The sequence below is a fragment of the Phycisphaeraceae bacterium genome, from assembly GCA_019454185.1.
Classification (GTDB): domain Bacteria; phylum Planctomycetota; class Phycisphaerae; order Phycisphaerales; family UBA1924; genus JAHBWV01.
Window position 1 is genome coordinate 3,121,000 of the sequence record CP075368.1, and the last position, 21,338, is coordinate 3,142,337.

At 66.8% G+C, this 21,338-nt stretch carries 11 protein-coding genes; 4 read left to right on the forward strand and 7 right to left on the reverse strand.

Annotation, left to right across the window (positions count from 1 at the left end; all coding sequences use genetic code 11):
- Positions 1-22: 22 nt before the first annotated feature.
- On the forward strand, positions 23-1,645 hold the full coding sequence (locus KF838_13205; protein ID QYK47737.1) for an oligosaccharide flippase family protein: 1,623 nt from the start codon (positions 23-25) through the stop codon (positions 1,643-1,645).
- Positions 1,646-1,655: 10 nt separating this feature from the next.
- Here KF838_13205 and KF838_13210 read toward each other — a convergent pair whose 3' ends face one another.
- Positions 1,656-2,705, reverse strand: a complete 1,050-nt coding sequence (locus KF838_13210) for an endonuclease/exonuclease/phosphatase family protein (GenBank protein ID QYK47738.1) — start codon at positions 2,703-2,705, stop codon at positions 1,656-1,658.
- A 173-nt stretch (positions 2,706-2,878) separates the two neighbouring features.
- Here KF838_13210 and KF838_13215 point away from each other — a divergent pair, with 173 nt between their 5' ends.
- On the forward strand, positions 2,879-5,005 hold the full coding sequence (locus KF838_13215) for a hypothetical protein (protein ID QYK47739.1): 2,127 nt from the start codon (positions 2,879-2,881) through the stop codon (positions 5,003-5,005).
- Positions 5,006-5,081: 76 nt separating this feature from the next.
- Here KF838_13215 and KF838_13220 read toward each other — a convergent pair whose 3' ends face one another.
- The 3 genes from KF838_13220 to KF838_13230 all read right to left on the reverse strand — a co-directional run bounded on the left by KF838_13220 (position 5,082) and on the right by KF838_13230 (position 10,511).
- The gene (locus tag KF838_13220; protein ID QYK47740.1) at positions 5,082-7,790 is read right to left on the reverse strand and encodes a hypothetical protein; all 2,709 of its coding nucleotides are present in this window, start codon (positions 7,788-7,790) and stop codon (positions 5,082-5,084) included.
- Between the two features lie 133 nt (positions 7,791-7,923).
- Positions 7,924-8,901 (reverse strand): GDP-mannose 4,6-dehydratase, encoded by a 978-nt coding sequence (locus KF838_13225; GenBank protein ID QYK47741.1) that lies wholly within the window; start codon positions 8,899-8,901, stop codon positions 7,924-7,926.
- 545 nt (positions 8,902-9,446) lie between these two features.
- Positions 9,447-10,511 (reverse strand): hypothetical protein, encoded by a 1,065-nt coding sequence (locus KF838_13230; GenBank protein ID QYK47742.1) that lies wholly within the window; start codon positions 10,509-10,511, stop codon positions 9,447-9,449.
- Between the two features lie 194 nt (positions 10,512-10,705).
- On the opposite strand from KF838_13230, the gene KF838_13235 reads away from it, so the two are divergent.
- Together KF838_13235 and KF838_13240 are read left to right on the forward strand one after the other, a co-directional pair.
- The gene (locus tag KF838_13235) at positions 10,706-11,959 is read left to right on the forward strand and encodes an Mrp/NBP35 family ATP-binding protein (protein ID QYK49840.1); all 1,254 of its coding nucleotides are present in this window, start codon (positions 10,706-10,708) and stop codon (positions 11,957-11,959) included.
- A 263-nt stretch (positions 11,960-12,222) separates the two neighbouring features.
- On the forward strand, positions 12,223-12,765 hold the full coding sequence (locus KF838_13240) for a nuclear transport factor 2 family protein (protein ID QYK47743.1): 543 nt from the start codon (positions 12,223-12,225) through the stop codon (positions 12,763-12,765).
- A 104-nt stretch (positions 12,766-12,869) separates the two neighbouring features.
- Here KF838_13240 and gmk read toward each other — a convergent pair whose 3' ends face one another.
- The 3 genes from gmk to KF838_13255 all read right to left on the reverse strand — a co-directional run bounded on the left by gmk (position 12,870) and on the right by KF838_13255 (position 21,333).
- Positions 12,870-13,487: a guanylate kinase gene (gmk, locus tag KF838_13245; GenBank protein QYK47744.1), complete on the reverse strand. Its 618-nt coding sequence runs from the start codon at positions 13,485-13,487 to the stop codon at positions 12,870-12,872.
- Between the two features lie 60 nt (positions 13,488-13,547).
- Positions 13,548-18,668: a hypothetical protein gene (locus tag KF838_13250; protein QYK47745.1), complete on the reverse strand. Its 5,121-nt coding sequence runs from the start codon at positions 18,666-18,668 to the stop codon at positions 13,548-13,550.
- Between the two features lie 289 nt (positions 18,669-18,957).
- The gene (locus KF838_13255) at positions 18,958-21,333 is read right to left on the reverse strand and encodes a hypothetical protein (protein QYK47746.1); all 2,376 of its coding nucleotides are present in this window, start codon (positions 21,331-21,333) and stop codon (positions 18,958-18,960) included.
- Between the last annotated feature and the right edge of the window lie 5 nt (positions 21,334-21,338).

A 21,338-nucleotide genomic window follows, 5' to 3' on the forward strand; every position in this document is an offset into this window, starting at 1 on the left:
TCGGTAGGCAGTGGAGGTTCGAGTGTCTTCGGAAGCCAAGCGCGGCGCGGTGCGAATCGCGGCCAACTACACCCGCCTTCTCACCAATGTGGTGCTCGGGCTTGTTTCCGTCAAGATCCTGGTCGAGGTCGCGGGCGACAGCGCGTTCGGGCTGGTTTCGACGCTGGGCGCGACGACGGGGATCGCGAACCTGACGGAAGAGACGGTGCGGCGTTCGATGATCCGGGAGTTGGGATCCGCGCTGCACAACGAGGATCGATCGGTCTTCACGCGGGTGTTCAACACGGCGTTGCTGCTCGCGGGCGGGATGTCGATGATCACGCTGTCGGTGTTCGGGCTGATCATGCTCTGTCTGTGGCAGGGGTGGATCTTCGAGATTGATCCGCCTTCGTTGATTGAGGCCGCGTACTGGCTGGTGGCGTGGAAGGCGGCCGAGTCCGTGGTTGATGTGCTGCTCTCGCCGATCATCAACGTGTATATCGCCAGCGAGCGGATGCGTGCGTTCAACGGGTGGATGATGCTGCAGCGGCTGGCGCGGCTGTCGGCGGCGCTGGGGTTGTTCTTCTATTACGGGAGCGGGGCCGACCCGGCGACGGCGCTGAAGACCTATGCGATGGTCGGGGCGATTCTGTATATCTCGGCGAACCTGACGGCGGCGCTGACGATGATGCTCTTTGTTGAGGGGCGAACGCGTCCGCGTCCGTGGCTTGCGCGGCGTTCCGAGCTGCCGGGCCTCGTGACGGTGGGCAAGTGGAACATGGCGATGTCCACGGCCCAGAACCTGCATCTGCGGGCGGATCAGATCATCACCAACTCGCTCTTCGGGCTCATCTACAACACGTCGTTCGGGTTGGCGATGCAACTGACGAGTTATGTGCGGATGCTGACGGTCGGCATGACGGACGGGTTGGACGCGGTGACGGCGCGTCTGTCGATCAAGAAGGGCGAGGAGTCGGTGCGCGATCTGGTGCGCCACTCGACGCGGCTGCACGCGTTTGTGTCGATCCCGACGGGGATCGGCATGCTGATTCTTGCCGAGCCCGCGCTGGATGTGTGGGTGGGCGCGAACCTTCAGAATCGTGCGATGGTGATCTCACGGGCGACGATCATCATGCAGATCATCGTCCTCGGCGTGACGCTGCGGGCGATCTCGGACGGGTGGATCCGCATCCTGTACGGCGCGGGACATATCCGGAGTTACGCGCTCCCGATCGTGGCGCTGAGTTTCCTGAACCCGGTTGTGGCGATCGTCCTTGCGAAGACGATGCCGGCGGATGTGGCGTATCTCGGGCCGCCGATCGCGTTCTCGCTGGTGACGGCGATCATCAGCGCGGGTGTGGTGCCGCTGATCGGCGGGCGGTGTCTGGGTGTGAGCCCGTGGGCGTTGGCGGCTCCGATCGTGAGGCCCGGGGCGGTGGCGATTGTGTCGGCTCCGATCCTGGTGCTGGCGATTCGATACGTGCCGTCGTGGAATCTGTTGTGGCTGGGGGCAACGTGCGGGGCGTATGCGGTGGTGGTGACGGTGCTGTGCGTGCGGTTCGCGATGACACAGCAGGAGCGCCAGCGCTTCAGCGGCGCGATCATGCGTCGGTTGGGGCGTGGGGGTGGGCGTGGTGGCAGGGGGCGAGGGGCCTGGCGCGGCTGAGGAAGCGTTATCAGGGGGCAATCGTGTGGAGTTCGATGGAGACGGCGCGGTGGTCCGAGCCGGGGAAGCGGCGCGTTGACCATGAGACGATGCGGAAGTGATCGCTGACGAGCGCGTCGTCGATCGCGACTCTGAGCGGCCATGGCGCCCATGAGGGGTATGTGCCGTCGGGGGTGAGCGCCTGTTTGGCGCGGCGCAGGCCGGTCGCGTTGAAGTGCGAGGTTCTCGCGCCGAGCGGGGTCGCGTTGAGGTCGCCGATCACGAGGACGGGGAGACCATCATCGAGCATGGAGCGGGCGGTACGGGCGGCGTGTGTCGCGGTTTTGTTGCCGCTGCGCCAGCGCGAGGGTGCCCACGGGGACGAGGCGTGGAGCGCGACGATGCCGATGGGTCCGTCGGGGTGATCGAGGATTGCGCCGAGCACGCCGTTGGATTGGGGTTGCTGATCTGGCGGTGTATCAAGGGGCCAGGGCTCGATGGGCCACTTCGAGAAGGCCTTGATCCACTGTGTGTAGGGCGGGTTTGGTGGTGCGATCACGTGATGGAGGGTGCTGAGGGCGGTGCCCGACCTGATGGAGCGGGAGAGTTCGGCGGGGCACTCGAGCAGGATCGCAAGGTCGAGATCGGTGTTGTTGAGGGTGTCGAGGATCGCGCTGTGGTTTGGATTGTCGGCGCGGGCGTTGAGCTGGAGGATGCGGAGGGATGGGAGCGTGCCGGGCGGGGCGGTGCCGGGTGGGGCGATGGCGGCGCGCTGTCCGGGTGAGAAGAGGGTGAAGAGGATCCAGGCGCAAGCCGCGGCGTTGAGGGCGAGGGGCGTGATGTGTCGCATGCGGAGAGCGGCTGTTGCGGCGATGAGCGTGAGGGGGAGTGCGAGGGTGAGTGTGTCGCGCAGGAGTGAGGGGATCCAGAGGTGGTGCGCGAGGGTGGCGGCGAGGAGCACCCAGAGGGAGGGTGTGAGGAGGAGGCAGAGGCGGATGGTGGGCGCGTGGCGTCGTTCTGGGACGTGGGTGGATGCCGACGAGTGATCCCCTGTGGGGGCGTTGGTGTTTGTGGGGCCCATAACGGCGTCTTTCAGCGGGAGAAGGTTGTGCGGGATAGGTGGGTCCGAGTTTGCGATGAGGCGTTCAAGATGGGCAAGAGATCGGGCACGATTTGCCTTCGTATTCGATGATTGATCTTTGGATGGGTCTACATCGCGTGCGTTTGCGCGATCGAACCAGTTGAGGAAGTGCCATGCTCTCACTCAAACCGTTCTCTACGAGGAACCTCGGACCACGGCTCGCCGCGGCGTCGCTGGCGATTGCCGCGATCGCGCTGGGTGCGGCGGCCCAGGGCGACTTTGCCGTGAGCGCGGGGTATGAAGCGGGGAAGATCGCGGTCCGGGACGCGCGAGATGCGGGTCCGATCGTGATGCAGCGGAACCTGCCGCTGTGGGAGGACAACGCGGGGGGCCAGTCGCTGGCGCCGACGATCGAGTTCGTTCCCCAGCAGACGGGGTACGACTTGATCTACACGTTCACGAACACGTCGTCGTTCCCGAAGAAGCAGGGGCAGATGCGTGTGGGTGTGTTCACGCTGGGGTCCGAGGTGCGGGTGATGGACGGCGGCTTCAAGAGCGGCAACGAGCGGGTGGACAGGGCGGACGGGTACAAGGTGTACGCGCGGTATTACCCGCTGAACATGTACTCGCCGGTGTGGATGCTGCGTGACAGCCGCTACGCGGTGGGCGTGTCGGTCCAGTACCCGGTGCTCGAGTACCAGCACGATCTGCGTTTCAGCATGCGTCGCTCGGCGGGCGCGACGGCGAGCGGGGAGGGCGGCATCGGCTGGTGGGTTGAGATCCGTTTGTCGAACAACCTGGCGGACACGCCGGACTCGGGGCTGCGGTACGAGGCGATGATCCCGCCGGGCGAGACGCGCCGGTATGTCGTGAGCGTGCGGGCAACGAACGTGTCGAACGAGTGGATGCGGACGCTGACTCCGTACCGGACGTTCTTCCGCTCGAACTACGGCGGCGTTCGCTACGAGCGCAAGCCCACGCCGATCAACGCGGTCTCGCTCGCGGTGGATGAGGCCGTGAGCGATGCGAATCCTTACGGTTGGAACCGTCACGTGCAGCGCAGCCCGGACGTGCACGGCTGGGGGAAGTGGGTTGATGATCTGGCGTCGCGCTCGGGCTGGAGCGGGTTCATGCTCTGGAAGCCGACGGGCGTGTTCAAGAACAACCAGTCGCTGAACTTCCCGTTCCAGTTCACGTCGCGTTGGCTCGACAACGAGAACATGCGGACCGCGCTCGACTCGCGGAACGGCCTGCCTTCGCTGATCAGGAAGTCTGGGAAGAAGGAGCTGGGGTTGTGGTGGGGCCGCGCGTGCCAGGTGATGACCGCGTGGGACGACGGCAAGTTTGAGCCGCTGGATCCGGACAACCCGGCGCACGTGCAGGCGGCTCTGAAGGAGATGGGTCTTGCGGCCCAGGCGGGCGCGACGATCATCGGGCTCGACACGTTCACGCATCGCTACACGCCGACGTGGAAGCTCTACACCTGGCTGCAGCGGTTGCAGTTCATCCACCCGCAGATGCGGTTCATCATCGAGCCGGTCGCGTGCGACATCATGCACACGCTGGCGCCGATGTGGCTGCGTGGGTTCGACGACAAGCTCATTCCCGAGTCGGTGGAGGATCTCTACCAGATCAAGAGCCCGCACTACCTGGCGGACTTCCTTCTCCCGGGTCACGAGCTCTGGGCGGGGTTCCGGTACTACGGCCACACGCGTTACTTCGGGATTGAGGTGACCCAGGAGCGGATCCACAACGACATGCGTCTGTACGCTTCGTACGGGCACGTCCCGGTCTTCTTTGTGGATGGCTCGCTCACCGAGGACATCAAGGCGGCGAAGTCGTGGCTGACGAGCGTTCCGGCGGATCTTCAGATCGCCGAGTCCGAGTGGCGGGCGAGCCCCGCGCCGGGCCTGACGATCGGCATGTCCGGCTCACCCGGCCTTGTGGATGAGCAGACGCTCGCGAGCGATCAGTCCAACCAGTTGCCGGGCAGCGGGATGGGCGAGACGCCGGGCTCGCGCCTTCAGATGGGTCCGCAGCGCGAGGGTGCGCCCCCGATGTCACTGATGATGCAGGACAATGGCGGGCGTGGTCCGACGATCAATCACTCTGATGTGGCCAGGGCCCTGCAACGCGCGGCGATGACCCGGACGGGCGGTCTGGCAGCGGCCTCGCCCAACCTGCCTGCTCAGATCCGTACCGGGAACCAGCCGAACCTGGCTCCGAGGACGAGCGGCGTGGTGATCTACAGCGGGCGCGCACCGAGACAGAGCACGGTCGTGGTCGCCGGCAACGAGTGAGCCGAAGCAACGAAGCATGAGTGCGAGGGCGGGTTCCGTGTGGAGCCCGCCCTCTTTCTATCGTGAGGGTGTTTCGTTATGGCCTCAGGAACTCGAGCGAGCGGAGGAGAGCGCGTCGGGCGGGTGCGTCGAGGGCGCGGTCTTCGATGATCTGTCCACCGAACCAGTTCATGGCGGCGCAGCGGATCTCGAGTCCGAGGCCATCGATGCCGGAGCCGTCGTCGAAGCGGATCGAGGTCGGCGGATGGAGGAGCGTGGCGACGAGCGGGCCGCCATCGACGCGGACCATCTCGCGCACCGGAGCGGCGCAGAGTGATGCGGAGATCTGGAGGTCGGCACCCGGGCCGGGGCGCGCGATCGAGAGGAGCACGGGTGAGTTTCGTGTCCAGACGACGCCGTCGAGCCGGAAGCGGGCCACGAGCGTTCCGTTTCTCGTGATGTCGGCCTCGGCGGCGTGGGCAGCGGTGTCGGCGTAGATGGTGAGCCGCTCTTCGGCACTGACCGCGATGGATGTGAGTGGCCAGCGGAGACCGGGGCCGACGGGGACGGCCAGATCCCAGCCGCTGTCGGGGAGCATGCCCGCGAGCGAGATGGTCCACGCGCTTCCGGGGGCGAAGCCCTGGACCACAGCGCGTTCGTCGGGGAGCGCGGAGCCGGTCTGTGAGAGGGATGTGTCGGGCGGCGCGGGGTAGCCGACAAAGCCCGCGCCTTCGGCGAAGAGGTCTGTTGCGAGATAGAAGGACTGCGCATCGGCGGCAGAGCCGGACCTGATGCGGAGAACTGGGCGTTGCCCGGCGGGGATGGGTGCGTCGAGGGCGAGGTCAACGGGGAGCCACGACATCGTGGTGTTCGCGTTCGGGAAGCGCGTGACGATGACGCCTGCTGCGTTGGGCTTGAGTTCGATGCGAGGCGTCATGGCCTTGGACTCGAGGGCGTTCAGGAGCCAGAGGCGTCCGATGATGCGATCGGTGCCGAGCGTCTGTCCCATGGTGGGAGAGCCAATGGGGAAGAGGTCGCCGATGCGGGTGTCGGACGAGCCGGCAAGTCCTGTGAGTTTCCAGACGGGGCCGGCGCAGGGGGGTTGGGGGTCGAGGGGCGTTCCACCATCGACCCAGCGTCCGAGGGCATCCTTTGTGAGCGGCACGACGCTGCCGCCTGGGAAGGGAGTGAAGGTGGGATTCGGGACGAGGCGTTGCATCGCGCCGGGTCCGACGGCGAGGGGGTGTGCGGAGTGGAGCGTCGGCTTTGTGGTGCGTCGGAGGCCGAGTCGCGAGACGGGGTCGGAGTCGATGTAGATGTGTGAGCCGTGGACGGCGGCGGACCACGCGCTGCCGGTCTCGGGGGCGAAGGCCTGGGCCCAATCGACGCCGTTCTCGGAGTAGAGGGCGCGGCGGATCTGCGGCGGCACGGGCTCGGAGAGGACCTGCGGGTCGTAGGTTGCGACGTAGGGTCCGGCGCGTTCGGGTGTCGGAGTTCGGATGACGAAGTTCTGGCTGTTGCGGCCGTCGGACCACGGGCCGCCGTAGAGGGGCCAGTGGCGTGCGACGGGTCCGGTGGCGTCGAGCATCATGAGTTGCTCGTAGCAGAGATCGGAGCCGAGGATCATGAGGCCGTTGGCGGGGCCGGGTGCGAGGCCGACGAACTGGTTGCCGGAGGTGGGTTGCGGGTCTGTGCCAGCCGCGGAACCGTGGAAGGATTCGTTGGCTGTCCACCCCGAGGCGGTGACGGCTTCGCCTCCCTTGTCGAGGGCGACGATGCGGTTGAACTGCTGTGTGTCGCCGATGGCGACGATGGCGCGGAGGCCGGAGGGGGTCGGGAAGATCCCGGCGGTGTGGGCGTGCTGGCCTGCGCCGGCGACGGGCGTTTCGTAGAAGCGGACCGGGGGTTCGAAGGTCCAGGGTGAGCCGGGAGCGGGGCGTGTGGCGCGGAAGCCGTAGGCGCGGCCACCGTCGCAGCCGGGCTTCGAGCGATAGTCGGCGGCGGCGAAGTAGGCCTCGAGCGGTTGGAGAGAGTCGGAGGCGGGCCACCAGTTCTGCATCGACCATTCGCGGACGCGGTCTCGGTTCTCCTGGACGATGGTGTCTTCGAAGGCGACGGTCCAGGTTGTGCCGCGGTCTTGCGAGACGACGATGGCGGTTGCGCCGGTGTTCCACGCGCTGAATGGTGGAACGGGCTGTCGCGAGACCGCGCAGAAGAGGACGATCAGCCCGTGGCAGACGGCGCCGGCGCGGGGGTCGTAGCGGCGGTTGGTGACGGTGCCCTGCATGATGTCGACGCCGCCTCCGACGCCGAGTGGTGTTCGGATGCGTCCGATGCCGGTGGCTTCGGCGAGCATGAGCGCGTCGTCGGCCCCGACGAAGACATCGAGGACGTTGGCTGTGGAATCGGTGAGCACGAGCAGCGGGGTTGTGCCGTCGTGATCGAAGCCGGAACCGATGATGGTGGTGCTGCGCGAGCTGGGGCGGACGTCCTGCACGTCGACCGCGCCGGCGATGGTTGTTCGCGGCGCGAAGCGCGGCATGTCCGGTCCGACCGGCTCGCCGTTCCATTGCCAGGATGGCTGGGGGCGATCGACACCGAAGGCGAGTCCGGGGGATCCGATGAATGCGCCGTCGAAGACGAAGCGGAGGGGCTCTCGCACCTCGGTTGTGTCGGATGCGGGCGAGTGAGTGCCGGTCGAGCCCGCGCCGGACTGGCGGACGCGGAGGGGCTGGGCATCGGCGCAGACGCACGCGACAGCGGGAAGGAGGGATGCCAACAGTGTGAGCGCGCCGCGCGGGAACATGCCTCTCTCCGGATGGTGCGGCGGCGGGGGTGGGGGCGAGCGCCGTCGTATGGAATATACGGGCGGGATCGCGAGCCGCCAGAGAATCCGGCGAAACGGTCTTCAAGGATGCTGAAATGGGCGGCGGATGGGGTTATCTGTCGGTTTGGGAGAGGGCTTCCCACTGGGCGCGCAGGCCGGATTCGAGGGTGGTTCTCGGACCGTATCCGAGTTCGGTTGCGCTGCGGGTGAGGTCTGCCCAGGTGCGTTCGACATCGCCGGGCTGGGGCGGGCGATGCTCGATGGCGGGCTCGGTGCCGGCGACGCGCCCGATGGAGGCGATGAGGTGGTTGAGCGTGACGGGGGCGTTGCCGCCGAGGTTCCAGATGCGGTAGCCGTGCGTGTCGATGCGCTGGTAGGAGGCGAGGACGCCGGAGACGATGTCGTCGATGAAGGTGTAGTCGCGGCTGGTGTTGCCGTTGCCGAACATCGGGATGGGCTTTCCGGCGCGGAGGAGTTTCATGAACTTGGAGATGGCCAGATCGGGCCGCTGATCGGGGCCGTAGACCGTGAAGAAGCGGAGCATGGCGATGGGTGTACCGGTGAGACGGTGGTGGGAGTAGCCGAGGAGTTCGCAGGCGCGTTTGGTCGCGGCGTAGGGGCTGATGGGGTTCTCGACCGGGTCGTCTTCGGCGAAGGGGACCTTGGTGTTGTTCCCGTAGACCGAGCTGCTCGAGGCGATGATGACGCGGGCGCAGCCGGCGCGGGACGCGGCGTGCAGCACGCTCGCGGTGCCGGTCACGTTGGCGTGTGCGTAGCCGATGGGGTCTTCGATGCTTGGGCGGACGCCGGCCTTGGCGGCGAGGTGGATGATCCCCTCGACGCGGTGCTCGTTGAGGAGGGATTGGATGCGGGGTGTGTCGTTGATGTCGGCCCGGACGGAGGAGTAGGTGTGGGGGTGTTGGGCACGGGTGCGCTCGTCGGCGCGCTCTTTGATCGCGGGGTCGTAGAAGGGGTCGAGGTTGTCGATGCCGACGACCCGTGCGTTGCGAGCGAGCAGGGCGCGGCAGACGTGTGAGCCGATGAAGCCGGCTGCGCCCGTGACCAGGATCGAACGATCATTCCATTCCATGGGCCGCTCCGGTCTCTGTGCTCGCAGAGAGGCATTTGTACGCACCGGGCGAGCGGCTGTGCGTGGATCGGGGGCGATTGGCGTTTGCTGAGAAAGAAGCAGGGCGCCATCTATTCGACAGCGCCCCGCTGGAGGAGAGAGAGATCCTGTTTGAACAACATTCTGCTTATCGGGCCACTATCAGAATCGCTACACACATTTGTTGCAACTTTTCCGTCTACTTTCCGGTCTTTTCCACAATGCCGCTTGACTTTGACGCGTCCGATGATCTTTACGTGGCGGGTTGTGCGCGGTTCGGCGCGTCGATCGGGGGTTGCTTCCTCACACGCGAGAGAGCGAACCGGGATCCGCAAGACAAAGGCGATTCGTGCAAGTCCTGCGCGGAAACGGCCATGTTTCTTCACAAATCGCGTCGCTCTTGCGCTCTCGGGAGAGTTTGTGCGCTTTGACAGCAAAGCCGCCGACACACAGGGGTGTCGGCGGCTGGTCTCCAGCAAGGTCGGATGTCAGTGAAAGTACGCACGCGGGCGGCGCGTGCGACGCGCTCACTCGGGGTCGCGGAGGTTGTCGACGGAGGGCGGGGGCTTGGGCTCGCCTCGTGTGCGCTCGCGTTCCATTCTGGTGCGCATCTTCTCGACCGCTTCGCGTCGCTCTTCGGGCGACATCTCGCTGAGGCGACGGGCCATCTCCTCGCGGGCTTCGGGGCTCATGCGTGCGCCCGGGCCTCCTTGCACGGGGGCGGGTCCGCCCTGCTTGGTGCCCTCGCGGCGCTTGTTGAGGTATTGCTCGACGCGCCGGTCGAGATCGGCATCCATGCCCTCGGCCTCGATGCGATCGAGTTCCTGCTGGACCATGACACGCTGAGCGTCGTTGAGGACGGACCAGAGGCGGGTCTGCATCTCATCGGCCTGGGCTCTGACGCGCTGCTCGAGTTCCGGGTTGGGCGCCCGGGCGGGTGCGGGACGCGGGCCATCGGGGCCATCAGCCGCGGGGCGACCGGGGCGAGCGGGACGCTGCTGGGGCGGGCCTGTGGGCTCACCCTCGGCGCGTCGGTCTGGGGCTCCCTCGCGGCCGGCCTGGGGACCGGGTTGCGGGCGTTGGCGGCGTTCGCCTTCGGCGTTGGCCGGTCGCTCGCCAGCGGGCGGCCCGTTGCGCTGGGCGCGGGGGCCGGGCTCTTGGGCGGGTCGGTCTCCGGGGCCGCGGCCTTGCGCGTTTGGCGCACGCTCGCGCATCTGTGATTCGGCCTGAGCGCGCATCTGCCGGCGTTGCTCGCTCATGATGGATTCGATCTGTTCGTGCTGCTGTTCGGAGAGGCGGAGCGCGTCGGGCGTGTCCTCGCGGTCGAGGACCTGGATCGCGCTGAAGAACGAGCGCATCGGCGCGGGGCGTCGGGCGATGCGGTCTTTGCCCATGCGCTCGGCGCCACCGAAATCGCCGCCGACGCCCGGGGGCTTCGGCCGATCGGCGCGCGGTCCTTCGAGGACGTGTGGTTGATCGGGTCGAGCGGCTTCGGGGGCGCGCCGGCCTTGCTGTTGCTGGGCGTGGGCGGGGAGGGCGAGGCCGCAGGCGGCAGCGAGCCAGATTGCGGTGATGACTCGTCGGTTGCTCATGAGGGGGCTCCTGTGTGTTCGTGCGGGGCGTCTGTTCGGGAGCGTGGTGCCCAGGGTTGGGCTTGCGTCTCCGCGATGCTCAACGCTCAGGCCGGGCGTGCATTGCACATTCCTACCATCGACCGGAAGTGGCGTTGTTGTGTCGCCGGGCTTGCGCTGAGCCCGGAAGGTTCTCTGGAGAAGGCCCCATGTCCATGACAAAGGATTCAGTTCGTGCGGTTCTCGGACCCGTTCCGGTTGGTGCGGGGAGGGGAACGATCGAGCAGTCGGGGTTGCTGGAGTGGGTCTCGGTCTGTGAGTCGTTTGTGAGTCTGAAGTTGAATGATCCGGGTGTGGCGGAGCGCGAGCCGCTGGCGGGGCGGATCGGCGCGGCGGTCTCGGCGCACGCGCGGGCGGCGGGCGTTGGGCTTCAATCGCTGATCGTCGAGTATGTCGACTCGGCCGGGAGCGTGGTGCACACGTCGCGGTTCGGGGCGGGTGTGCCGGCGGGTGTGCCGGCGGGTGTGCCGGCGGGAGGGGCGACGGAGGGGCATCGGCCGATCGGCGGATTGGGACAGGCGCCTGCGCCGACGGGTTCGCAGACTGGATCTCAGAGTGGGGCTTCGCGTGCTCAGCATCCGCAGGACACGGCGAGCGGCTTGCCGGGCGTGCGGAACGTGATCGCGGTCGGCGCGGGGAAGGGTGGGGTCGGCAAGTCGACGATCGCGGTGAATCTCGCGGTTGCGCTGGCGCGACGCGGGCACGCTGTGGGGATTCTTGATGGGGATATCTATGGTCCATCGTTGCCGACGCTGCTCGGGCTGGGCGCGATGGAGCAGGTGGTGATGCAGGGGATGTTGCAGCCGTTCCTGGTGCATGGCGTGAAGGCGATCACGCTCGGGAAGCTGGTGGATGCGGAGAAGCCGCTGATCTGGCGCGGGCCGATGGCGCACGGCGCGTTCAAGCAGTTGACGGAGCAGACGAGCTGGGGCGAGCTGGATTATCTCGTTATCGACTTGCCGCCGGGGACGGGGGATGTGTCGCTGACGCTGGCGCAGACGCTGCGGCTGTCGGGCGCGGTGGTGGTGTGCACGCCTCAGAAGGTGGCGCAGGACGACGCGGTGCGTGCGGCCCGGATGTTCCAACAGCTGGGGATCGATGTGCTGGGCGTTGTCGAGAACATGTCGTGGTTCATCGGCGATGATGGGAAGGAGTACGACATCTTCGGGCGGGGCGGGGCGCAGGTGATGGCGCAGCGTCTTGGGCTGCCGTTCCTGGGTGCGGTGCCGATCAACATGGCACTGCGTGCGAACTCGGACAGGGGCGAGCCCTTGAAGAACTTCGACGCCGGTGTGGTGGGTCGGGTGCTGATGGATGCGCTGGAGGAGCTGGCGACGCGCGTGGAGCAGGAGATCGCGATCGCGGAGATGCGCCGGGGGACGCGGGTGCCGACGCTGACGATCTCGTGATGCAAGTGCTTATTTTGAAGGATCTTGAGCGCATTGTTTGGGCTTGTGGTCACGAGACGGCGTGCAGGATTCACATAAGAAAGTGTCGATTCGCGAGCGGCTTCTTGGTATGACTCTGCATGTGGGTTTCGGGGTGTTCGCGCCCCTATCTTCCACACCACCCGCTGGCTTCGGTAGTGGATTGTGAGCGGGGAGGGTCTGACCATTCCGGGCGGCGGAGCGACGGGACCACGACACACGAACGATCGAAGGAGTAATCGTCCATGGCGAAGAAGAACAAGAAGCCGGGGAAGGCATCCGGCAAGGCCAAGAAGGAGTCCGCGAAGAAGGGCTCCGGCGCGAAGGCGAAGAAGGGCGGCAAATCCAAGGGCGCAAAGCAACCGAAGAACCCGAGGCCGATCTCTTCGGGCAAGGGGAAGCCGGTTGCTGAGATCGCGGCGGCGACGATGGCGCACCTGCGGTCCGGCAAGCCGGATAGCGAGCTGTGGTCGGCGCACTTCTCGTCGAAGTTCATGTCGATCGAGGGTTCCGGCCAGGGATGGAAGGGTGTCAAGGCGGTCAAGCAGAAGTGCGACGAGTGGATGTCTCAGCACGAGATCCACGGCGTGCAGTTCGAGGGGCCTTACGTCGGCGCGACGGGCTTTGCCGTGAAGTACACGCTCGACGTGACCAACAACGCGAGCGGCCAGCGGTTCAGCATGTCCGAGGTCGGCGTCTACACCGTCGAGAAGGGGAAGGTCGTGCAGGAGGAGTTCATGTACTTCTGCCCGACGGATGGCCCGGCCGACGCGACGGCGAGCGCGTGAGCGACACGTCAATCCGATTGCCAGAGCATCTTGTCATCGCATCGCGACGGCCCGGGAGTTCCATCCCGGGCCGCTTTGTTGTCTGCATCGGGGCTTGTGGAATATCACGCGCGTTGGCGTCGCGCCCGTTCGTCGTTCACAAGCTTGATTGCCTGCTTGATCGAGTCTTCGAGCACGTCGTTCACGATGAAGGCGTTGTAGATCCCGCTTGTACGGGCCTGCTCGATCTCGGCGCGACCCTGCTCGTAGCGGCGTTGGATGATCTCTTCGGACTCGCGTTTGCGGCTGCGGAGGCGCTCGAGGAGCGAGTTCTCGCTGGGCGGGAGGATGTAGACGGCGAAGGCGTCGTGGATCTGGTGTTTGACGCTGATGGCACCCTGGACGTCGATCTCAAGGATGACGAGGCGTCCGCGTTTGATCTGTTCGAGGACCCAGGCCTTGGGTGTGCCGTATTTCTTGCCGTAGACGCCGGCGGTCTCGAGGAACTCGCCGCGTGATTTCATGGTCTCGAACTCATCGTCGGTGACGAAGCGGTAATCGACGCCCTCGACATCGGCGTCGGTTCTCTGGCGTGTGGTGGCGGAGACGCTGAAGACAGAGCCGGGGATGCCGCGTTCGACGCCGCGGGTGATGGTGGTCTTTCCCGCGCCGGAGGGTCCGCTGATGATGAGGACCATTCCGTCGTCGGTGTCGGTCGGGAGTCTGTGGGCGGGTTCGACCATTGGGCGACAGGATAGGGGCGTGGGGCGGATCGGGGGTGTTGTGGGAGAGTGGGGGGTTGATCAGCCGCCCCCGCCTCCTCCGGGTCGATTCGATCCGGGGAGGTTCTTGAGCAGGTCCTGGAGTCCGCCTTCGATGAGTTTGCCGGGCTCTTTGATGAGATTCTGGCCTGTGGTCTTGATGAAGAGCTGGAGGTCGGGCTTGGTGTCGAGTTTGCCGCCGACGGTGCCGCTGGTGCGCCAGGGGAGCATGGTGAGGCGTTCGATGGGTTTCACGGAGCCGCCCAGCAGCCCGCCGAGGCCGGTGTTGAAGAGTCCTGCGGCTTCATCGGCGAGCGCGCCGGCGGGGATCCAGGTGAGGAAGTCGACGCGCTTGGTCACGAGGTCGTAGGTTCCTTCGGTATCGATGTTGAACTCTCCGAGCGGCACCACGAAGCGGTCGTAGGAAACGACGCCGTTGGTGATCTTGACGCGGAGGGGCTGGAGGCGTCTGCCGACGGTGCCTCGGTCTCGCTGTCCGACGGTCTTGAGCACGGATTGGAAGGAGCCGCCGGTCTCGAAGCGGACATCGCCGAGATCGAGCGTGAGGTCTCCGTTGAGGCGGCGGAGGTCTTCGGGTTTCTCGGTGGTGGTGGGGACTTCGAGGCGTGCCGTTGTGAGCGTTGCGGGTGCATCGGTGGCGCGCTTCTCGAGCGAGCCGACGAGCGGCACGCCCTCGGTGAGCGAGTGGCCGAGGGCGGGGGTGATGATTCGGACTTGTGCGCCGGTGGAGCCGTCGGCGATGAAGAGGCCGTCTCGGATGGTGCCGCGCACGACGGCGTTGGCGTGGTCGGCGTTGAGCGTTGCGGCGAGGCGTCCTGCGCGTTTGTTGAGGCGGTCGGCGTCGAGATCCATGTTGACGATGGGTCCGAGGAACTCGACGAGGCGCCCGTCCTGGTCGGCGATCGCATCGACGAGCGCGGTCGGAAGCCCGGCGATGTTGCCCTTTGCGGTGAGTTCGGCGGCATCGGGCGTGATGTTCCCGGCGGCGTCGGCGAGTTTGGTGATTGTGCCGTCGAAGGTGACGGGCTTTGCGCCCGCAGCGCTCGCGCCGACGGGGAGCGTGCGGAGTTTGAAGGCGATCGCGCCCGGATCGTCGGGCACGCGGGCGACACTAGCGTTGATGTCTTTGAGCGTGATCTTGTTGCCATCGGCCATGGCGAGCGCGGCGTTGGCGATGCCGACGGAGGCGTCGAGGGCGAAGACACCGGGGAGCATCGGCCCGATGGGTTTGCCGGTTGCTTCGTTGTCGCCCATGGCGATGGCGAGGGATGTGAGCGCGATCGTGACGGGCGGGCCTTCGGTGAAGCGGATGCTCGGCGCGTCGGAGGGTGTGTCGGGCGTCTGCCCGAGCATGTAGCGCGTGGCCCAGGCGGGCGAGGGCTTCCAGTCGATGGTGACGGGCTTGGCGAGTTCGAGCCGGTCGGGGCGGAGGCGGATGGTCGCGACATCGGAGAACGTGACGCGCTCGCTGGACATGCGGACGTTGACGCCGAGGTTCTTGAGGTCTTCGCCGCTCGGGAACTGGGCGAAGTTGGCGGTCGCGGCGGCCTGGAAGCGTGCGCCGAGCGAGCCGGCGAGCATGTCGGGCGTGGCGAGGAAACGGTCCACGAACGCGGAGGAGAAGTTCTCGACGCGTGCGCTGGCGGATGCGGGGCCGGCGGGCGTCGGGCCGCGGAGCCCGACGTCTGCGTTGGCGACGATCGCGCCGATCGGTTCGCCCTGCGGCTGCGCGAGCGAGGCGTTGAGAGAGACCGTTGCGCGTTCGGGCTTGCTGGTCTCGGGCGCGGGCGCGAGTGCGGCGAGCGGCGCATCCGCCACGAGGCGGATGTTGGAGAGGTTGATGGGTCCGGTGCGACGGGGCGGCGTGTTCGGCTCGCTGCTCGTGATGACGAAGTCCGCGAAGGAGGCGTTGCCCGTGACGCTGGCCTTGACGCGCTTGCCCGCGAGCTTGGTCTGGTCGAGCGCGGCGCCTCGCAGCGGGAGGGCGAACGGTTCGAGCGCGACATCGAAGGAGGCGGGGGAGGCGAGGCGCGGCACGGAGGGGTTGTCTTTCGCGAGCGTTGCGAGCAGGCGCGGCGAGACGCTCGCCCGGGCGTTCACGGCTCCGACGGCGATCTCATCGGGCTTGAGTGTCGCGGTGGAGGTGAGCGTGGTGCCGCTCGATGCGTTGATGGTGGCGCGGATGGCCGTGTTGGCGGCTTCGGGGGTTGCGGCGAGTTGTGCGCTCACGGTCTGTCCGAGCGCCTCGGTGACGAGTGAGGCGAGATCCTTTCCGGCGAGCGAGGCGAGGACGGTGGGGACGTCGGCGAGTTCGATGCGTCCCTCGGGTCGCACGCCCGTGGCGTTGATCGAGCCGTCGGGGTTGAAGAGGTTGTTGAATGTGAGCGAGCCGGACGCGACGGAGGGCTTGTCGCCGATGCTCATGCGGCTCTGGAGGTCGAGCGTGGGCGGGCCGCCGGGCGTGAGGGCGAGCGCGAGGCGTGATGAGTCGAGCGCGAAGGGCTGTGCCGCGCCCTCTGCGGACTTGAGCGTGGCGCGGAGGTCCGACGTGGTGATGGTGAGTTGGGCGCCGGCCTTGTCGAGGCGGGGCGATCCGGTCTGTTTGTCGAGCGGGATGGAGACGTTCTGCACGAGGATCTGGGCGATGCCCGTGGGCGTGAACGACGCCTGATCGGCCGGGGCGAGGCGTGCGAGGATGCGTCCGAGATCCTGCGCTGTGAGTTTGATGCCCTGCTCGCGGGTGCGGATCTCTGTGGGGGATAGATCGAGCTGGGCTGCGAGTTGCAGTTTCTGTGCGTTGATGCCGAGCGAGACATCGGTGCGCCCCGCGAGCGTCGATGGCTTGGCCCATCCTTCGATGTTGAGTGTTTCGCCGATGTCCTCGGCGAGGATGAGGCCCGTTGCCGACGCGAGCGGCTGGAGCGCCTTGGTCGAGGCGTTGCGGAGCGTGAAGGTGCCGCTCAGGTTGTCGGGGATGCCGGTGATCGGGGCGCCGTTCGCGTCGAGGATGGATGCTTCGAGTTCGGCGCGGAGCGTGCCGGCGGGTGAGCCGGCCATGAACGCGCTGCCGCTCGCGGTGATGCGTGCGGCCTTCGCCAGGTTGGAAGCGTCAACGAGGAGCGTGAAGGGCTGGAGCGTGAAGGGGGTGCGCTGCGGCTCGCCGGGGAGTTTCATGCTTCCCTGTGTCTGGCCGACGGTGACGGTGAGCGTGGCGGCGAGGGCGCGGAGGTCGGGTGAAGTGGAAGCGGGGGTGGTGGGGGAGGGGGACGCGCTCGGCGTTGGCGCGAGTCGGGAGAGATCGGCGCGGAGCCCGGTGATGGAGGCGTCGATTCCCGCGCCGCGGTTGATCGCGAGTCCCGCGTTGCTGAGGAATCGCTCCAGCAGCGGGCCGGCGGAGACAACGGTGAGCGTGAGCCCGTCGGGTCCGGCGACGAGCACGTTGTCCGAGAGGCGCAGAGATGCGCGGGAGGTGATGTTCTTGGCGTCGATCGTGATGGCGGCGTCCGCGCTCGGGAGTTTCTGTCCGGGCGACGATGCCGAGTTCGCGACGATGCGTGCGCTCAGGGAGGGGCCGATGTCGTCGGCGAGCCGGATCTTCGGGTTCGTGACGAGCGGCTCGATGATGGCGGTGGCGAAGTCCTTGATGTCGATGGCGGAGGCGATCGAGGCGGGGAGCCCGGCGACGGGGGAGCCCTTGGCGTCGAGCAGGCCGGAGATCGTGGTGTCGATCGAGAGCGATCCGGCGGGGTTGGCGCCGATGGTGGCGGATGTGCCGCCTTTGATGGAGATGGACTGGGCGAGGTCGGGGGCGTTGAGGGCGATGCTGGCGGGCGCGACGGAGAAGGGGCTGATGATGCTCGCGCCGTCGGGGCCGGGGATCGCGACCTTGCCGGCGGTTTCGGTGGTCGCGATGGTGAGGGCGATCGCGCCCTTGCGAAGGTCGAGCGGTGCGGAGCCCTTGGGGATCCGGATGGAGAGGGCGTCGAGCGTGGCGGTGATGTCGGGCCACGACTGCACGAGCATGGTCTGCTCGCTGGAGAGTTGGGCGCGGATGTCGGGTGCGAGCGCGACGAGGCGGGCGGAGCGGGCTTCGATGGTGCCGCGGCGCGTGAGGGAGAGCACGTTGTTCTTGAGCGCGAGGGCGAGATCGGCGTTGACCGCGTCGGATGCGGCGGTGAGGGTGATTCCGCCGTCGTTGGCGGAGCCGCTGGCCTTGAGTTCGAGGGCGATGCGCTTGCCCAGCGCGTCGGTCAGGTTGCCGTTCTGGTTGAGCAGGGCGTCGAGCCCGATGGTGCTGATGTTGCGCAGGGCGATGGAGACATCGCCGGAGGCGTCGGGGATGGTGAGTTCGCCGTCGGATGCGCTGAGGTTCTTGATCGAGCCCTTGATGGCGAGCGTGCCGCCGTCGCGGAGGGCGGCAACGGCGGATGCGCCGTGGGCGAAGTCGGCGTTGAGCGTGAGGTCGAGCGGCTTGCCGACGGCGAAGTCGGCGTTGCCCCGGATGGACCAGACGCCGATCGCCCCGCCGGGCGTGCCGGCGCGTGACTCATCGACGTAGGTGACCGAGAGCTCGTCGATGACGAGTTTCGCTGCGAGCGACCTGGGCAGGCGCGTCGGCTCGGTGTTGGTGGTGGGGGTCGTGGAGGGGGGGGTGGGGGATGGGCGGCTTCCGGATGAGCCACTTGTGCCGGGCTTCTTGGTGTCGGCGCCGATGAGCTGGGCGAGGTTGATGTTGCCGCTCTTGTCGCGGACGACGAGCGCGCTCCCTGAGAGGCGGATGTCGCCGATGCTGCGTGAGCCGAAGACGAGCGAGAGGAGCGAGGTCGAAGCGCGGAGGTCGGCGCGGAGGATCTCGCGATCGGTGTTGTCTTTGACGATCAGCGACTCGATGGTCTGGGGGCCGGTCCAGGTGAGCCGGACCTTCGAGACGGAGGCGGAGCCGTCGAGAGAGTCGGACGCGGCGGAGGAGATGATGCCCGGCGCGAGCGAAGAGGCGATGGTGGGGATGAGGGCGATGCCGACGACGATGAGGAGGAGGAGGGGGAGCCCGATGAAGAGGGCGAGCCGCAGGAGTTTCGGGGGCTTGCGTCTGGCCTGGGGCTTGGACCATGACTCGCCGGTTGGTGTGGTTGGCTTGGCCATGGGGAACGTCCTTTCAGCAGCGATGGAAGTGCTTCTGCCGGGGGCGGGTGCTTCGTTGGAAGGGTAAGAGCACAAAGAGAAGCGGGGCGGAAGGCCGCCCTGCGGTGGGTGATTGGGTGGCACCGCTCTCCGGAGCGGTGGCTTGGATCGGGTGGCACCGCTCTCCGGAGCGGTGGCTTGGATCGGGTGGCACCGCTCTCCGAAGCGGTGGCTTGGATCGGGTGGCACCGCTCTCCAGAGCGGTGGCTTGTGTGATCCCGAACGGCCTGTGGGCCGCGCCCGAGCGATGCTACCGGCAGATTCGGCTGATGCGGGGGGACATCATGGGGTAGCGGCCGACGGGGATGCGGCGTGCGCCGTACATCCATGCAGCCCCGATCTTCTGGTATTGGCCGCCCCACGCGACAGGGGCCACGCCCTTGTCGACAAAGCGGTAGATGTCCTCGAAGCGCAGGTTATCCTGCTCGCGGCCATCGCCGACGTTCACGTTCTCGAGGTTGAGCGTCGCGCCTGGCGCGTTGTTGGCGCTGGGCGTGATCCCGACGTAGATCGGCGTCGAGTCCCAGTCGCCGGCGGACCACTGCATGTTGTAACCGTTGTTACGGAAGAAGTTCTTCCACCACGGCGCGCCGCTGATGCCCACAAGAGAGAACCACGGAGCCGCGTTGCGAGCATCGGTCCCACTTGGGATCGACTCACCAACCAGCGTGTAGTTGCTCCTGACCGAACTCGTGTGGATCACCTCGACCCACTTCTGTTGCCACTTGATCGCAGAGTCCACGAACAGGCATCTGAACCGTGTGTCCTTGTCGGACCACCGATCAAGATACTCGGCTTTGTAGAACTCGGCCGAGCAGGGGGCGACGATGCGCGACCCGGACCGTCCGTTCTGGAGCGGCTCGCCGTCGTCGCTGATCGCCGTGCTGCCCGTGTAGAACCACGCTCGATGGGCGTATGCCGCCGAGCCGGGGGCGCATACGCCGTCGCGGTTGTTGTGGTCTGACAGCCCGAACTCGTCGTAGACGGTTTCGAGCGCTTCCCACTGGTAGTCCTTGATGATCTTGACGCCGCTCAGCCCGTCCACATCGCCGAAGACGCCGATGGAGATGAAGTCGTCGTTATACTGGCCGGAAGGCCGATTGAAGAGGATCTCGAAGTCGCGGCAGCCCGCGAGCACGCGCCGAATCTCCGTCCGCAGGAACTCCGCGGCTTCCGGCGCGCTGCTGCTTGCGTTGAACCACGGGTTGCGCTGCGACATCGGGTTGCCGGAACTCGAAGCACCGAGCAGATTGATCATGGCGACGGGCCAGCGCTGGAGGCGGCGGTTGGCCGTGGGGTTATCCTGTCCGTAGGCCTGCGTGATATTGGACGGGATAGGCGGGCCGAGCGGGATCCCGGCGTGACGCCCCATCTCGTGCATGACGAGCGAGAGCGTGGCGTCGCTCATGCGGTCGGTCCAGACGAAGCAACCGTCGATGCTCCCCGCGAATGGGTCGGCGATCGCATCACTGCCGTTGAGCCGCGCACCGACGGTGAGGAGATTCCTGCCTCCGGTGTTGTAGTCCGGCAGGAAGACGTTCTGGTCCGCGACGCGTGCGCCGTTCACCCACAACTCCGCAACCGGCGATGTGCCGGTCGTGACGCGATAGATGAGCATGGTGTTGGATGTCGGGGCGGCCACGTCGGCCGAGAGCGACGAGGTTGAGGGCGGGATGCCCGCCGAGGCGAACTGGGCCTTGAGGGTGTGGGTCTGGGTCGAGCCGGAAGTGCGGTCGTAGGCCAGCCGCCACTGCCAGGTCGTGGCGTTGTCGGTTCCCGACTGGCCGCTCCAGCGTCCGATCAGGTGCTGTGTCGCGGCGGAACTGCCCGCATCGGCCCTGAAGACGACGCCGACAGCACAGGCGTTCCCCGCGACGTTGGTGTTGCCGGTGCGTTTGAGGATGCTGGAGTTGAAGAGGAGCAGCGGGAGACCCTGATCCGCCGGGACGGAGAGTTTGGGCTCCTGCCCGCTGTCGGCAGCGAGGTCTCCGCCCGTCACGCTGAGGTTGGACCAGCCGGAGATGGCGACCGGGGGATCGATGTTCAGGTCATCATCCGGCGGCGCCCGCTCGACACGCTCGGCGATCGCGTTGCACATGAGGTCCAAAGGCGGCGAGCCGGTCGACTGGTCCCACCTGGGCAAGCGACCGATGCCCGCAGCGGCGACGATGCTCGTGATGTCGATGGGGAAGGGAGAGGTGCTCAGCGCGGGCGAGGATTCGGAGTTGCCGCCCTGCTTGAGTATCAGGAAGCCCGCTGCGAAGCCGCCCAGCATAACGGGCGCGGCTCCCGAGGGCGGCTGCGTGGACTCGCTGTTGATCGAAAGAAGGCGCGAAGGACTGAAGCGAAGCAGGATACGAACGATGCATGAAGAACTCGTGCCGGTAATCGACAGGATGCGCGTGGCGAGAAGGCGGTTCTCCGCTGATGTGGATCTAACCAGGTACAACGGTGGCAGGTTCTGCTCGCTCCTTCGCCATGTATCGACGCCGCGCACCTTCTGAGGATCGACAGATGAGGGCGAGACGGCAGGCAGGAAACCGAGTCCGTCAACCTGCAACTCAACGGTGAGTTGGTTGCCTTGACGATTGCAGGAGATGATTCCACCCCATGTCCATGTCGCCATGCCCA